The sequence below is a fragment of the Streptomyces sp. AP-93 genome (assembly GCF_022808175.1).
Taxonomy (GTDB): Bacteria; Actinomycetota; Actinomycetes; order Streptomycetales; family Streptomycetaceae; genus Streptomyces.
The window spans coordinates 168,186-182,714 of record NZ_JALGBX010000009.1; the positions used below are offsets into that span (position 1 = coordinate 168,186).

16 protein-coding genes are annotated in these 14,529 nt (G+C 70.5%); 8 read left to right on the forward strand and 8 right to left on the reverse strand.

Annotation, left to right across the window (positions count from 1 at the left end; genetic code table 11):
- Nucleotides 1-52: 52 nt before the first annotated feature.
- The 8 genes from MTF69_RS17140 (at nt 53) to mscL (ending at nt 6,722) form a co-directional block, all read left to right on the forward strand.
- Nucleotides 53-1,624: a potassium/proton antiporter gene (locus tag MTF69_RS17140; protein WP_243335363.1), complete on the forward strand. Its 1,572-nt coding sequence runs from the start codon at nt 53-55 to the stop codon at nt 1,622-1,624.
- 365 nt (nt 1,625-1,989) lie between these two features.
- Nucleotides 1,990-3,276: an MFS transporter gene (locus MTF69_RS17145; protein ID WP_243335365.1), complete on the forward strand. Its 1,287-nt coding sequence runs from the start codon at nt 1,990-1,992 to the stop codon at nt 3,274-3,276.
- Nucleotides 3,277-3,493: 217 nt separating this feature from the next.
- Complete coding sequence (locus tag MTF69_RS17150; protein ID WP_243335367.1) at nt 3,494-3,808, forward strand: FmdB family zinc ribbon protein; 315 nt, start codon at nt 3,494-3,496, stop codon at nt 3,806-3,808.
- Between the two features lie 98 nt (nt 3,809-3,906).
- Entirely contained in the window at nt 3,907-4,740 is an 834-nt protein-coding gene (locus MTF69_RS17155) for an S-methyl-5'-thioadenosine phosphorylase (protein WP_243335369.1), read from the forward strand.
- A 17-nt stretch (nt 4,741-4,757) separates the two neighbouring features.
- Nucleotides 4,758-4,925 (forward strand): orotidine 5'-phosphate decarboxylase / HUMPS family protein, encoded by a 168-nt coding sequence (locus MTF69_RS17160; RefSeq protein WP_243335371.1) that lies wholly within the window; start codon nt 4,758-4,760, stop codon nt 4,923-4,925.
- Nucleotides 4,922-5,383, forward strand: coding sequence for an orotidine 5'-phosphate decarboxylase / HUMPS family protein (locus MTF69_RS17165; protein ID WP_243335373.1), 462 nt, complete (start codon nt 4,922-4,924; stop codon nt 5,381-5,383). Before MTF69_RS17160 ends, MTF69_RS17165 begins: the two co-directional genes overlap by 4 nt.
- Before the next feature lie 139 nt (nt 5,384-5,522).
- A complete protein-coding gene (locus tag MTF69_RS17170; RefSeq protein ID WP_243335375.1) occupies nt 5,523-6,098 on the forward strand; it encodes a hypothetical protein in 576 nt (191 codons plus the stop codon).
- A 120-nt stretch (nt 6,099-6,218) separates the two neighbouring features.
- Nucleotides 6,219-6,722: a large conductance mechanosensitive channel protein MscL gene (gene mscL / locus MTF69_RS17175; RefSeq protein WP_279345893.1), complete on the forward strand. Its 504-nt coding sequence runs from the start codon at nt 6,219-6,221 to the stop codon at nt 6,720-6,722.
- Between the two features lie 13 nt (nt 6,723-6,735).
- Here the strand turns inward: mscL and MTF69_RS17180 are convergent, their stop codons facing one another.
- From MTF69_RS17180 to pflA, 8 genes are all read right to left on the reverse strand, one after another.
- Nucleotides 6,736-6,960, reverse strand: a complete 225-nt coding sequence (locus MTF69_RS17180) for a hypothetical protein (protein ID WP_243335384.1) — start codon at nt 6,958-6,960, stop codon at nt 6,736-6,738.
- Nucleotides 6,961-6,997: 37 nt separating this feature from the next.
- Entirely contained in the window at nt 6,998-8,425 is a 1,428-nt protein-coding gene (locus tag MTF69_RS17185) for a NarK family nitrate/nitrite MFS transporter (protein ID WP_243335385.1), read from the reverse strand.
- Nucleotides 8,426-8,427: 2 nt separating this feature from the next.
- Nucleotides 8,428-8,796: a DUF6755 family protein gene (locus tag MTF69_RS17190; protein WP_243335387.1), complete on the reverse strand. Its 369-nt coding sequence runs from the start codon at nt 8,794-8,796 to the stop codon at nt 8,428-8,430.
- Nucleotides 8,793-9,476, reverse strand: a complete 684-nt coding sequence (locus MTF69_RS17195; protein WP_243335390.1) for a ubiquinol-cytochrome c reductase iron-sulfur subunit — start codon at nt 9,474-9,476, stop codon at nt 8,793-8,795. Before MTF69_RS17195 ends, MTF69_RS17190 begins: the two co-directional genes overlap by 4 nt.
- Nucleotides 9,473-10,072 carry a 4Fe-4S dicluster domain-containing protein gene (locus MTF69_RS17200; protein WP_243335392.1) on the reverse strand — a complete coding sequence of 200 codons (600 nt, stop codon included), beginning with the start codon at nt 10,070-10,072 and terminating at the stop codon, nt 9,473-9,475. The genes MTF69_RS17195 and MTF69_RS17200 overlap by 4 nt, the downstream gene beginning before the upstream one ends.
- Nucleotides 10,073-10,078: 6 nt before the next feature.
- Nucleotides 10,079-12,409: a molybdopterin oxidoreductase family protein gene (locus MTF69_RS17205; protein WP_243335394.1), complete on the reverse strand. Its 2,331-nt coding sequence runs from the start codon at nt 12,407-12,409 to the stop codon at nt 10,079-10,081.
- Nucleotides 12,406-13,500 (reverse strand): MFS transporter, encoded by a 1,095-nt coding sequence (locus tag MTF69_RS17210; protein ID WP_243335395.1) that lies wholly within the window; start codon nt 13,498-13,500, stop codon nt 12,406-12,408. Before MTF69_RS17210 ends, MTF69_RS17205 begins: the two co-directional genes overlap by 4 nt.
- A gap of 128 nt (nt 13,501-13,628) precedes the next feature.
- Nucleotides 13,629-14,456, reverse strand: coding sequence for a pyruvate formate-lyase-activating protein (gene pflA, locus MTF69_RS17215; protein ID WP_243335397.1), 828 nt, complete (start codon nt 14,454-14,456; stop codon nt 13,629-13,631).
- Nucleotides 14,457-14,529: the final 73 nt, after the last annotated feature.

A 14,529-nucleotide genomic window follows, 5' to 3' on the forward strand; every position in this document is an offset into this window, starting at 1 on the left:
GGCACATCGAGGAAAGGGCCGCCCGCTGACTGTCCACACGCTCAATGAGCTCATGCTGGTCTGCTCGCTCGTGCTGCTCGTCGCCGTGGCGGCGGTGCGCGTCTCTTCGCGCAGCGGACTCCCCAGCCTGCTCATTTACCTCGGCATAGGCATCGCCATAGGCCAGGACGGCATCGGCAACGTCGTATTCGACAACGCCGAGCTGACCCAGGTGATCGGCTATGCCGCGCTCGTCGTGATCCTCGCCGAGGGTGGTCTGGGCACCAAGTGGAAAGAGATCAAGCCGGCCCTGCCGGCCGCGATCGTGCTGTCACTGGTCGGCGTCGCCGTCAGCGTGAGCGTGACCGCGGCGGGCGCGCACTACCTGGTCGGACTCGAATGGCGGCAAGCCCTGCTGATCGGCGCGGTCGTCTCCTCGACCGACGCAGCGGCCGTCTTCTCGGTCCTGCGCAAGGTCCCGCTCCCCTCCCGGATCACGGGTGTGCTGGAGGCCGAGTCCGGCTTCAACGACGCCCCCGTCGTCATCCTGGTCGTGGCCTTCGCGACCGTCGGGCCCGTCGACCAGTGGTACGTCCTCATAGGCAAGATCGCGCTGGAGCTGGCGATCGGCGTCGCCATCGGCCTGTCGGTGGGCTTCCTGGGCTCGTACGGGCTGCGGCACGTGGCCCTGCCCGCCTCGGGCCTCTACCCGATCGCGGTGATGGCGATCGCGATCACCGCGTACGCGGCCGGCGCGATGGCGCACGGCTCCGGCTTCCTCGCGGTGTACCTGGCGGCGATGGTGCTCGGGAACGCGAAGCTCCCCCACTGGCCCGCCACCCGGGGATTCGCCGACGGGCTCGGCTGGATCGCCCAGATCGGCATGTTCGTGCTGCTGGGGCTGCTGGTCACCCCGCACGAGCTGGTCCACGACTTCTGGCCGGCGGTGATCATCGGGCTGGTGCTGACGATGGTGGCCCGGCCGCTGGAGGTCTTCGTCTCGCTGCTGCCCTTCCGGATGCCCTGGCAGGAGCAGGCGCTCATGTCCTGGGCGGGCCTGCGCGGAGCCGTGCCCATCATCCTGGCGACCATCCCCATGGTGTCCGGGATCGAGGGCAGCGAGCGGGTCTTCAACATCGTCTTCGTCCTGGTCGTCGTCTACACCCTGGTCCAGGGCCCGACCCTGCCCTGGCTCGCGCGCAAGCTGAAGCTGGGCATCAGCGACGAGGCCGCCTCCGACCTGGGGATCGAGTCGGCGCCGCTGGAGAAGCTGCGCGGGCACCTGCTGTCCTTCGCGATCCCGCCCGCCTCGCGGATGCACGGGGTGGAGGTGAGCGAGCTGCGGCTGCCGCCGGGGGCTTCCGTCACGCTGGTCGTACGGGACGCGCGGAGCTTCGTACCGGCCCCGTCGACCGTGCTGCGGCGCGGGGACGAGCTGCTGGTCGTGGCCACGGATCCGGTACGGGACGCGGCGGAGGCGCGACTGCGTGCGGTGGCCCGGGGCGGCAAGCTCGCGGGCTGGCTGGGGACCGGCGGGAACGGGGGCGGGGGCAGGGGCGCAACCGAAGGGAAGGCCAAGGGCTCTGGCAAGGGCTCCGGAAAGGGGTCCCGCAAGGGGGCCCCGAAGGGTCCTACCCAGGGTTAGAGCGGTGCTCTAATTCATCAAATTCGACGGCTTCTGTCCGCATTCACCCCTGTTTACGTGGGGCTTGAATGCGAAGTTCCAGTTAATCGCAGGTGAAGACACGCCCTGTAGCCCTAATCACAGGGCGTATCGGCCGATCTGCCTGTACGATTAAGGAACAACACATCGAACCAACTCTGTCTGACGCAGAGCTGGCGCGACCGCAAAGCGGCCGTGGCACCCTCCCGCAGTGGGCGCCCAGGTATCACTCGGTTCGGCGCAAGAGGACAGCTCTCGGGGCTCCCACATGTACGGGTGCGATCGCTCACAAGGCGGTGCATCGTCCGCGGACGGGGAGTTCTACCAGGCAGCGGAAAGGCCAGGCCGTGACATCCGCGGTCACGACCGACAAGTCCGCCACGTCCACCCGACCCGGCTACGGGCAGCTCCTGCGCACGCCCGGCGCCCTCGGCTTCGTTCTCCCGGGATTCGCCGCGCGACTCCCCTTCGGCATGCTGACGATCAGCATCCTGCTGCTGGTCCAGCACACCACCGGTTCCTACGGCAGCGCCGGCATCGTCGCCGCCTTCACCGGTATCTCCATGGCCGTGTTCGCCCCGGTCATGGGCAAGCTCATCGACCGCCACGGCCAGAGCGCCGTCCTGGTCCCGGTGGCCCTGATCCACGCCACCGCCGTCAGCTCCCTGGTGGCGTTCGCGCTGCTGGGTGCGCCCGTCTGGGCGCTCGCACTGGCGGCCGTCCCCGCCGGTGCATCCGTCCCGCAGGTCGGACCCATGGTCCGGTCCCGCTGGGCGGCCAAGCTCGAGGGCTCCCCGCTGCTGCCCACGGCCGCAGCGTTCGAGTCCGTCACCGACGAGTTCACCTTCGTCGTCGGCCCGGTGCTCGCCACCGCGCTGTGCACCGGCATCAACCCGGCGGCCGGTCTGGTCACCGAGGCCGCGCTGACCCTGATCGGCGGCCTGCTCTTCGCCGCCCAGCGCGCCACGCAGCCCAAGCCGGTCGCCCGCCCGGCGCACGGTGAGAAGCACGCTCCGGCCCTGTCGTTCCACGGCCTGCGCGTCCTGATCGTCGCCTTCATCGGCATCGGCGCCGTCTTCGGCGGCATGCAGGTCTCGCTCGCCGCCTTCTCCGAGGAGATCGGCAACCCGGGCGCCAACGGTCTGCTCTACGGCGTCTTCGCCGCGGGCAACATGATCGCCGGCATCGCCTGCGGTGCGATCGCCTGGAAGATCGGCCCGCGCCGCCGCCTGATCCTCGGCTACATCGGCCTCACCGCGGCAGCCTCGGTCCTGTGGGCCGCGCACTCGATGATCCTGCTCGGCGCGCTCGGCCTGGTCGTCGGTCTGTGCATCGCCCCCGCGCTGATCACCGGCTACACCATGATCGAGCAGCTGGTCCCGGCCACCTCGCGGACCGAGGCCTTCACCTGGCTCACCGGCGGCGTCGCCTTCGGGCAGGCCGGCGCCGTGACCCTGGCCGGCCGTCTGACGGACGCGCACGGGTCCTCGTACGGGTTCCTCGTGCCGATGGTGGCCACCGTGCTCGCACTGACCATCCTGCTGGCGCTGCGTGCGAAGCTGGCGCCGGCGCGCGCAACCCGAGTGGTTACGCGCGGCACGGTGAGCCGCGAACTTGCCGCGGTCGGTAAGTGACGAAGTAGTCGCGGCGCGAGCGCCGGAATACGTCACCGTGACTCCTCCCCCGCGTGACGACGGAGGCTTCTCGCTCGGATGTACAGATCGTCGCGACGGCCAAGCCCTGACCGCTGCCTCCACGGCAGGTGATGCACATTACTGCAACCAGGCCCCGACAACAGCTACTATGGGTGCCAATTAGCACTCATCGAGTCAGAGTGCCAGGAGGAAATTCGTGCCGACCTACCAGTACCAGTGCACCGAGTGCGGTGAGGGCCTTGAGGCCGTGCAGAAGTTCACCGATGACGCACTGACCGTGTGCCCGAGCTGCGACGGACGCCTGAAGAAGGTGTTCTCCGCGGTCGGCATCGTCTTCAAGGGATCCGGTTTCTACCGGAACGACAGCCGCGGCGCTTCGTCGAGCAGCACCCCTGCCTCGAAGCCCGCGTCGACGCCCGCCGCCACCCCGGCTGCGTCCTCGACGGCTTCGTCGTCTTCGTCCTCGACCTCGACCTCCTCGTCGTCGTCGTCGAGCTCGTCGGCCGCCTGACGCGCTCCAAGGCTTCACCAGCCGCAACGGCTGCATCCGAGGCCCTGCCGCCCCCACGGGACGGCGGGGCCTTCGGCGTACCCCGTTAGGGTGGCCGCATGGCGAATGCAGAGATCGGTGTCATCGGCGGATCGGGCTTCTACTCCTTCCTGGAGGACGTCTCCGAGATCCAGGTGGAGACGCCTTACGGGCCCCCCAGCGACTCCCTCTACCTCGGTGAGCTCGCCGGCCGGACCGTGGCCTTCCTGCCCCGGCACGGCCGCAGCCACACCGTTCCCCCGCACAAGATCAACTACCGGGCCAACCTGTGGGCGCTGCGTTCCGTGGGCGTCCGCCAGGTGCTGGGCCCCTGTGCGGTCGGCGGCCTGCGCCCCGAGTACGGCCCGGGCACCCTGCTCGTCCCCGACCAGCTGGTCGACCGTACGAAGTCCCGCGCCCAGACCTTCTTCGACGGGGAGCCCCTCCCGGACGGCTCGGTCCCCAACGTCGTGCACACCACCTTCGCCGACCCGTACTGCCCGGTGGGCCGCTCGGCGGCGCTGGCGGCGGCGCGCGGGCGGGAGTGGGAGCCGGTGGACGGCGGCACCATGGTCGTCATCGAGGGGCCGCGCTTCTCCACGCGCGCCGAGTCCCGCTGGCACGCCGCGGCCGGCTGGTCGGTGGTCGGCATGACGGGCCACCCCGAGGCGGTCCTCGCGCGCGAGCTGGGGCTCTGCTACACCTCGATGGCGCTGGTCACGGACCTGGACGCGGGCGCGGAGACGGGCGAAGGGGTCTCCCACACGGAGGTCCTCAAGGTCTTCGGCGAGAACGTCGGGCGCCTGCGCGAGGTCCTCTTCGACGCGGTGGCCGCCCTGCCCGCGACGGAATCCCGCGCCTGCCTGTGCACCCACGCCCACGACGGCTGGGACCTGGGCATCGAGCTGCCCTAGGCCGTGACACTGGCGGGATGAACGACACCGCCTCCGACCGCCGGATCATCGTCGCCCTCGACTTCGACGACCGCTACGCCGCCGAGGCCCTCGTGGCACGCCTCGGGGGCGCCTGCGGCTTCTACAAAGTCGGCCTGGAGCTCCTGACCTCCGCCGGGCCGGACCTCGTACGCGGTCCGTGGTGACCGTGCACTCCACGGGCGGTACGGGCATCATGGCGGCCGCCGTGAACGCCGCGCGGGAGTTCCCGGGGCTACGGGTGCTGGCGCTGACGGTGGTGACGAGCATGACCGGGAGCGACCTCGCCGACATCGGCATCGGCATCGGCGGTGGCGGCGTGAGCACCGACGAGCAGGTGCTGCGGCTGGCCCGGCTGGCGGCGGAGGCCGGCTGCGACGGGGTCGTCGGATCGCCCCGGGAGGCCGGTCCGCTGAGGAGGCTGCTGGGGCCGGACCGGCTGATCGTCACGCCGGGCGTGACGCTGCCGGGCGGGGAGGCGGGTGGGGAGACCGGCGGGCACGCCCGCTCCGACACCCCGTGGGCCGCCTTCGCGGCCGGGGCCTCGCACGTCGTGGTGGGACGGTCGGTGACCCGTGCCGCGGATCCGGTGGCGGCGCTGCGGCGGATCTCGGCGGGGCGGTAACTCCTGCGAGTGACGGGGATATCCACAGGCTGGGGATCATCCACAGGGCCGAGCGGGATCCGGCGGGGCGGCGGATCGTGGGGGACGTCCGGACGCTGGGTCCGGACTCCGGATCTCAATCCCTCAGGTGGTGGCCGTCATGACCGCGAACTCCCGCGTCCCGTCTCCCTCGTCCCTCTCCTCACTCCACACCCACACCCCGGTGCGCCCCTCCCCCGTCCCCCGGCATCCCTCTTCCGGTACGTGTCCCCCCGCGCGGCCCGTTCCCCTCTTCGCCCCGCTCCGCGTGGGCCGGGCCGGGGACCGGCTGCGCAGGGCGGTGCGGCGCCGGCGGCGCGGGGCCGCGGCCGGACTGGCCGTCGTGGCGGCCGTGCTGGCGGTGGGCGGCACCGAGGCGCGGGCCTCGCGGGGCTCCCCGCCGCCCGCGGCGCAGCCTCCCCCGGCGGCGGTGCGGCTGGTGTCGGCGCCGGTGCGCATCGCCGACGCGGCGACGGTGCGACTGCTGCGGCCCGGAGACCGGGTGGACGTGGTCGCGGCGGAGCGCGGCGGGCCGCCCCGGGTGGTGGCGGCGGGGGCCCGGGTCGCCGAAGTGCCCGCTCCGGAGCAGGGCGTTGGGGACGGAGGGGCCTTGGTCGTATTGTCCGTTCCCCGGGACACCGCGCGGGCTCTGGTGGGGGCGGGGACCGTGTCCCGACTGGCGGTGACGTTGTGTTGAATCGTACGAACGTGCGGTCAAGTCACCGCGGGGTGAGGGTCGATTGGACAGCCCGGACCCAAACTGCCGTAGCTTTCGGAACCGTTGGCTCCATGTTCGGCAGATACGAAGAAAGGCTCACTGGTGAGCGAGAAGAAGAAGGAGAGCATCCTGGCAGGCTTCAAGGCCTTCCTGATGCGCGGCAACGTGGTCGACCTGGCCGTCGCCGTGGTCATCGGCGCCGCGTTCACGAACATCGTGAACTCCGTCGTGAAGGGCCTGATCAGCCCGGTGATCGGCCTCATCGGCACGCAGAGCCTGGACGCCTACAAGAGCTGCATCAAGGATCCCTGCGGGATCGGCACGGACGGCAAGGCGACGGGCGTGGAGCTCCTCTGGGGCTCGGTGCTCAACGCCGCGCTCACCTTCCTGATCACCGCCGCGGTCGTCTACTTCCTGATGGTCCTGCCGATGGCGAAGTACCTCGCCAAGGTGGAGCAGCGCCGCAAGGCGAAGGAAGGCGTCCAGGAGACCATGGAGATCACCGAGCTGGTGGTCCTCAAGGAGATCCGCGACGAGCTGATCGCCCAGCGCGGCGCGGGTGGCGGGAACGTCCACTCCGACGCTCCCGGCCCGCGGCTCTAGGCGGGCCCTGCGGTCAGACGTGGTGCGGAGGCTTCTCGTCGAGGAAGCGGGCCAGGTCGGCCGCGCTCCCGCCGGCGGGCGGCCGCTCGCCCCAGCCCCGGTCGGTGTCGTCCGAGGACTGCTGGTCCAGCGGGTCCCCGAAGTCCAGCCGCGGCTTCGGCTTCGGCTTGGGCTCTGCCGCGGGCTCCGGCCGTGCGGACTTCGGGGCGTGCGGGTCGGTGGCGGGGGCGTCGCTCATGCCTCCAGGGTACGGCCGCCCCCGCCACCGGCCCCGCTCAGCTGGGAGCCTCGGCGCCCTTGCGGGCGTAGAACCACCAGCACACCACCAGGCACGTGGCATAGAAGCCGATGAAGATCCACAGCGACGTGGTGACGTGCAGGATGGCGAACATCGCGGGGATGAAGAAGAAGCCGTAGGCCGCGATGGCCGAGGAGAAGCCGGTGACGGCTCCCGACTCCATCTCCGACTGCTTCAGCGCCGCGGCCTGCGCCTCGGGCCCCTTGCCCTCGGCCGCCTGCATGTGCTGGTTGCGGAAGATCACCGGGATCTGCCGGAAGGTCGATCCGTTGCCCAGGCCGGAGAAGGCGAAGGCCACCAGGAAGCCGATGTAGAAGGACCAGAAGTGGCCCTCCTGGCCTCCGGACGGAAGCGCGAAGATGACCACGACGAGGGCCGCCGCCATGCCGACGAAGGACAGGATCGTGACCCTGGCTCCGCCGATCTTGTCCGAGAGCCAGCCGCCGCCCCAGCGCGTGAGCGCCCCGATGAACGGGCCGATCCAGGCGTAGGTGGTGGCCTGGTAGCCCTGGGCCTCGAAGTTGTTCTTGATCAGCAGCGGCAGTCCGGCCGCGAAGCCGATGAAGGACCCGAAGGTGCCGACGTACAGCCAGGTCATGAGCCAGTTGTGCTTGCGCTTGAAGATGATCTTCTGCTGGCTGAAGGGGGCCGCGGCCACCTTCAGGTCGTTCATCAGGAACCAGGCGGCCAGCGCCATGATGACCAGGAGCGGCACCCAGAGGAAGGCGCCGTTCTGCAGCCAGATGTCGGTGTTCTTCTTCGCGTCGTGCTGGGGTCCGCCCGCCGGGGCGCCCAGGACGGCCGCGGTGACCACCAGCGGGGCGATCAGCTGGACCACGCTCACGCCGAGGTTGCCGAGGCCGCCGTTGAGGCCGTTGGCGCTGCCCTTCTCCCGCTTGGGGAAGAAGAAGCCGATGTTCGCCATCGACGAGGCGAAGTTCGCGCCGCCGATGCCGCACACGGCCGCGATCAGCGCCAGCTCCCAGTAGGGCGTGCCGGTGTCCTGGAGCGCGAAGCCCAGCCACAGCATCGGCCCGATCAGGATGATCGTGCTGAAGGCGGTGAACTTCCGCTCGCCGAACATCGGCCCGATGAAGGTGTAGAGGATCCGGAAGGTGCCGCCGGTGATGCCGGGGATGGCGGTCAGCCAGAACAGCTGCGACTTCGAGAAGCCGAAGCCGACGTCGTTCAGCTTGACCACGGTCACCGACCAGACCTGCCAGACCACGAATCCGAGCATCAGGGCGGGGATCGAGACCCAGAGGTTGCGCTGGGCGACCCGGTGGCCCTTGGACTGCCAGAAGCCCTCGTCCTCCGGCCGCCAGTCGGCGATGGTGGCCCCGGGCCTGTAGCTCTCGGCGCGGTGGCTGCGGGGTGCCGACGAAGTCGGCGTGGGCATCGACATGGTCATCGGTCCTTCGGGTCGAGGAGCCACAGTCCGATCACGACGAGGAAGGACAGGATCAGGAATCCCGCCCCCCACCAGGCCGTGCCGGTGTTTCCCTTCATCCACTCGTTGACGGTCACGGTGAGCGCCCAGAGCTGGCCGATCACGACCGTGAGGGCCAGGGCGAGGCGCGCGTTGAGCCGTGAGGAGCGCTCGGGCTCCTGCTCGGTGCCGGCTCCCGGGCCCGGGCCCGTGTTCCGGATCCGGGGGTCCCCGTACCCGCTGGTGGAGCGGATCTGCGGGTACCGCTCGCGCACCGGGCGGTTGAGCCGGGGCTGGGCACTACCCGGGTGGTACTCCGGGCGGGGCGGCAGCGGTGTCTCGCTCATGTGGGCCTCCTCTCGGTGGTGCCCGCCCGGGCCGAGCCGGGGCAGCCCAGGCGGGCGGCCTCCTCCAGGTGGGTGTCGCCGAACTGCCGGCAGAGCGCGTCCTTGGCCGGCTCTCCCGACCGGGCGGTGGCGACGGCCCAGACGCTGCCGTCGGCCTGCTCGGTCAGGTAGATCCTCGGCAGCGGGCGCGGCGGCGGACCGGCCGTCACCTCGCCCGTGCGGGCGTCGAAGACACCCTCGTGGCAGGGGCAGTACAGCTCCCCGTCGGGGCCCCGGTCCTCGCGCCACAGCACGCCGCAGGCCAGGTGGGTGCAGACGGCGGAGTAGCCCACGAGGGAGCCGTCCCCGAGGCGCACGGCCAGGGCCCGGTCGTCCTCGCCGGGGAACCGGAAGGCCACGGACTGGCCGGGGGGCAGCAAGTCGGCGACCTTCTTCGGGTCGGGCAGGCCCTCGTTGTCCCCGTGCCGGTGCAGGATGCCGGCGGCCACGCCGACACCGCCGATGGCCAGGCCTCCGGAGACGGTGGCGACGATCCGCAGGTAGTCGCGGCGGGTGGTGAGGGAGTCGGCGCTGATCCGGTCGCGCAGCTGCTCGATCGCGGCGTCGGCGGCCGCTCCGCCGTCCGCATGGCCGCCGCCCTGACGGCCTGGGTGCGGAGGGGGCTGCTCGGTGACGCTCATCGGACGTCCCTTCCGTTGATCTCGACGACGGGCAGGCCGCCGGGAACGGGCCACTGGACCTTGTCGGCGGGGACGACCATGGCCACGCCGGTCTGGACGACGACGTCGCCGAAGACGAAGGAGTCGGCGACCTGGACGCCGGGGCGCTCCGCCTGGAGCTCTTCGAGGGTTCCGTAGAAGAGGGCACCGGTCGGGCAGACGGTCGCGCACATCGGGGCGAGGCCGTAGGCGGTGCGGTCGTAGCAGAGGTTGCACTTCATCTGCAGCTTCGCCTGGAGGTCGATCTTCGGGATGCCGAAGGGGCAGGCGTTGACGCAGTTGGAGCAGCCGATGCAGCGGGTGGTGTCGGCCTGCTGGACCACCCCGTCGGCGGTCACCAGGATCGCGTCGGCGGGACAGACCTCGGCGCAGGGTGCGACCGGGTCCTCGCAGTGCATGCAGACGCTCGGGAGGGAGGCGACGGACATGCCGGGTTCGGTGTAGTCCAGGTGGATCATCGATTTGCCGCGGTGCGAATCGCACTCGCGGCAGGCCGAGACGCAGGCCTGGCAGCCGATGCAGCGACCCGGGTCGATGAAGATCGTGCGGCCCATCATGGCGGGTCAGCTCCTCTCCGCCGTGCCACGGCCCTGCGGGGCCGTGGGGGGCAGGGGGTCGGTGCGGGAGACCTGGGTCTCCGGATAGGCCTCGCGACCCGGTGCGGTGGGCGGTGCGGGCACCTCGTCGACCCGCTCGGCGGCCTCGATCCGGGCGGCGCAGACCTTGTACTCGGGGATCTTCGAGCGGGGGTCGAGGGCGTCGATGGTCAGGGCGTTCGCGGCCGTCGGGACGGGCCAGTGGTACGGGATGAAGACGGTGTCGGGGCGGATCGCCTCGGTGACCAGGGCCGGGAACACCTCGCTGCCGCGCCGGGTGACGACCCGGACCGGTTCGCCGTTGCGGAAGCCGTGCGAGGGGTGGACCTCCACCCAGGGGCGGGGGGTCTGCTCGACGAGGGCGCCCAGCCTGCGGGTCTGGTTGCCGGAGAGGAAGTGCGCGACGGTGCGGCCGGTGGTGAGGGAGAGGGGGTACTCCTCGGTGTAGGCGTCCATGGGCAGGTGCCATTCCACGACCTGCATGTGGATCTTGCCGTCGGGGTGGTAGGTCCGGCCGTCCTCGAACAGCCGGGGGGTGCCCGGGTGCTCGGTGGAAGGACAGGGCCAGGCGATCCCGCCGGTCTCGTCGAGGCGGTCGTAGGTGATGCCGTAGTAGTCGTTGACCGTGCCGGCGGAGGCGACGCGCAGCTCCTCGAACACCTCGCGGGAGCCGGGGAAGTCGAAGTGCTTCCCGGCGCCGAGCCGTCGGGCGAGCTCGCAGATGACCCAGGTGTCGGTGCGCACCCCGGCGGGGGGCTCCTGGGCCTTGTTGTGCTTGACCACGCGGGCCTCGGCGTTGGCCATCACGCCCTCGTCCTCGGCCCAGGTGGTGACGGGGAAGACCACGTGGGCGTTGGCCGCGGTCTCGGAGAGGAAGAAGTCGAACTGGGCGTGGAACTCGGCGGTGTCGTAGCCGTCCTTGACCACCGCGTAGTTGGGGAGGGAGACGAAGGGGTTGTTGCAGATGCCGATGAGGCCGCGGATCTCCCCCCGCTGCATCTGCCAGACCATCTCCATCATGGAGGTGCCGGCGGTGGGGAGTTCGGACTCCTCGATGCCCCAGATCTGGCAGATCTGCTTGCGGTGCTCCGGATTGGTGATGGAGCGGCCGCCGGGCAGCATGTCGGACTTCTGGCCGTGTTCGCGCCCGCCCTGTCCGTTGCCCTGGCCGGTGATGGTGCCGTAGCCGGCTCCGGGCTTGCCGATGTGGCCGGTGGCCGCGCACAGGTTGATCACGGACAGGCAGTTCTCGACGCCCTGGGAGTGGTGCTCGATGCCGCGGGCGTGCCAGGCCATGGCCTTGTCAGCGCCGGCGAAGACGCGTGCCACCTGGACGATCTGCGAGGCCGGTACCCCGCAGATCTCCGCGGAGCGGGACGGCGGGTACTCGGCGACGGTCTTCTTGACCTCGTCCCATCCGGTGGTGTGCGCGGCGATGTAGGCCTCGTCGGTGAGGCCTTCGGCGATGACCACGTTCAGTACGGCGTTGAAGAAGGCCGAGTCGGTGCCGGGCTTGATGGCGACGTGGATGTCGGCGGTGCGGGCGATGGCCGTCTCGCGCGGGTCGACGACGATCAGCGAGGCGCCGCGGTCCCGCGCGCCCCACAGGTACTGGGTCATCACGGGGAAGCACTCCCCCACGTTCGACCCGGCGATGAGCAGGCAGTCGGTGAGGAGGATGTCGGAGAAGGGGTTGCCGGCCCGGTCGATGCCGAAGGCTAGCTTGTTGGCTCCGGCGGCGCTGACCATGCACAGGCGGCCGTTGTAGTCGACGTGCTTGGTCTTCAGCGCGACCCGGGCGAACTTGCCGACCAGGTAGGTCTTCTCGGAGAACAGGCTGGCTCCGCCGAGCAGCCCGAAGGCGTCGTTGCCGTGGGCCTCCTGGATGCGCCTGATCTCGGAGACGGTGAAGTCCAGGGCCTCGTCCCAGGAGCACTCCTTGAACTCCTCGTCCCGGGAGCGCCGCATCAGCGGGGCGGTCAGCCGGTCGGGGTGGTTGACCTGCTGGTAGGCGTTGATGCCCTTGGGGCACAGCCGCATCCGGTTGATGTCGTGGTTGCGGGGTTCCACGCCGAAGACCTTGCCGCCCTTGTCCACGCGCAGGTACATCCCGCACTGCACCCCGCAGAAGCAGCAGTGGGTGGGGACCAGGGTCTCGCCGTTCTGGTCGGCGTGCCACTGGTCGGCGGGGATGCCGCCGGCGTCGCGGAAGTTGCGGGTGCCGGGCGGGGCGATGGAGGGGTCGATGGAGACGCGTACGGGCCGGGACGCGGCCTTGGCGGGGTCGGTCGCGGTCACTTGAAGCCTTTCTTGACTTGGGTCAGGTAGGCGTTGCCGCGCAGGACCCGCTTGCAGCGCGGGCAGTATTCGACGAAGGCGTTGAAGTCGAGATTGAGGTCCTGCATGGTGCCGCGCAGGTTCTCCACGTAGGGCGTGGTGTCGATGGGCTCCTCGCAGCGCTTGCAGAGGAAGACCTGCTCGTCCTGGCGGGCCGTGTACTTGAAGAGCTGCATGCCGACGGCGGCCGGGCGCTGGACGATGTGGAAGAACTTCCCGAACGGGATGTAGATGAGGGTGAACACCACCGACACCATGTGCAGGATCGCGAGGAACTCGTATCCGCCGCCGTGCAGGAAGATCGAGGAGAAGGTCAGCAGCAGACCGGTCACGGAGATGACGATCAGGCAGATCAGCGGCAGCAGGTCGTAGGCGAAGCGCTGGCCGGTCATGGCCCCGCGGTCCTTCATCCGCCGGTACAGGAAGTACGAGGCGCCGGGGATGACGAGGACGGCGGCGATGTCCAGGCCGTGGAACATCAGCCAGCCCAGGACGCTGAGCGCGTCGAAGCCGAGGACCTTGATGCCCCAGATCCGCATGTCGTAGCCGGGGCCCGCGCCGCTGTCCGAGGTGAAGGTGAACCAGCCCCAGGTCAGCGGGAAGGTGATCGCCGCGGCGAGGAGGCAGCCCCAGAACATCAGCTGGTGGGCGATCCAGCGGGGGCGCGAGCGGGCGCCCAGGAACTTCTGGAAGCCGAGGTAGGTGGCGATCATCTTCGGCAGGGCGGTGGGCGCCTTGCGGAAGTTGTCCATCGACCAGAAGCTGCCGATGCCCTTTTTGAAGAGGCGTCGCGCGCCGGGGGCCGAGACCCACACGGTGTACCGGTAGGCCACGCCGAAGGCCAGGAAGACGGTGGCCACGGCGTAGGGCAGCAGGGCCGAGTCGAAGTCCCGCAGCAGCCTGCTGCCGAGCACGATCGCGAGGACGAGCAGGAGCGAGACGACGGTGCCGGCCAGGGTGGCCCGTGCGGTGACGGACCGCCCGGCCGGCGGTGGGGTCTCGGGCGCCGGTGGGGGCGGCGCGGCGTCGATGACATCTGAGGGCTCGGACACAGCACCACGCTAGGTGGTCTGTACCGATTCGGCCCGTTATGTGGAGCTTACGGGTGCGCCGTTCGAGTGATAACTCGGGTGGGCCCACACCCGGGCCCACACACGGGCCCACACACGGGCCCCGCCGCTCAGACCGCGTTCAGTCCTTGTGCGGCGAAGACCGCCTTCGCCTCGGCGACCTGTGCGGCGGTCGGCGACGGCGTGTCGTGGAGGGTGAACTTCATGTCGAGCGCCTCCCACTTGCTCTCGCCGAGCTTGTGGAAGGGCAGTACGTCGACCCGCGAGACGTTGCCGAGCGTGCCGGCGAAGGCGGCGACGCCCTCGATGTTCTCCGTCGCGTCGGTCAGTCCCGGCACCAGCACGAACCGCAGGTGCACCTCCTTGCCGAGGTCGGCGAGGCGGCGGGCGAAGTCGAGGGTGGGCTCCAGCGGGCGGCCGGTCACGTGCCTGTACGTCTCGCGGTCCCAGGACTTGATGTCGAGGAGCACCAGGTCCACATCGCGCAGCAGCGCGTCGGTGGCGCGGGCCCCGAGGAAGCCGGAGGTGTCCAGGGCGGTGTGCAGTCCGAGGTCGTTCTTCATCCGGTGCAGCAGTTCGCCCGCGAAGACGGGCTGCAGCAGCGGCTCGCCGCCCGAGATGGTGGCGCCGCCCCCGGAGGCGGCGATGAACTTGGTGTACTTGCGGGCCTCGGCGATGACGTCGTCGGCCGAGGTGCGCTTGCCGTTGCGCATCCGCATGGTGTCGGGATTGTGGCAGTACAGGCAGGTCAGCGGGCAGCCGGACAGGAAGGTCACGAACCGGGTCCCGGGGCCGTCGACGCCGGTGGACAGGTCCCAGGAGTGCACCGTGCCCTCGCTCGGCCGCTGGGTCGCGGCGGCGGCGGGCGTCTGGCCGGCGCTCACGCTGATCGCGTTGGCGTGCCCGACGGGGAGGCTCGTACCGAAGAGGACGGTCATGGCAGGTGCTCCAGCTTCCAGATTCCGTGGACTGATCTGGTGACGCGCGGCCCCGGGGCCGGGTGGGGGCCGG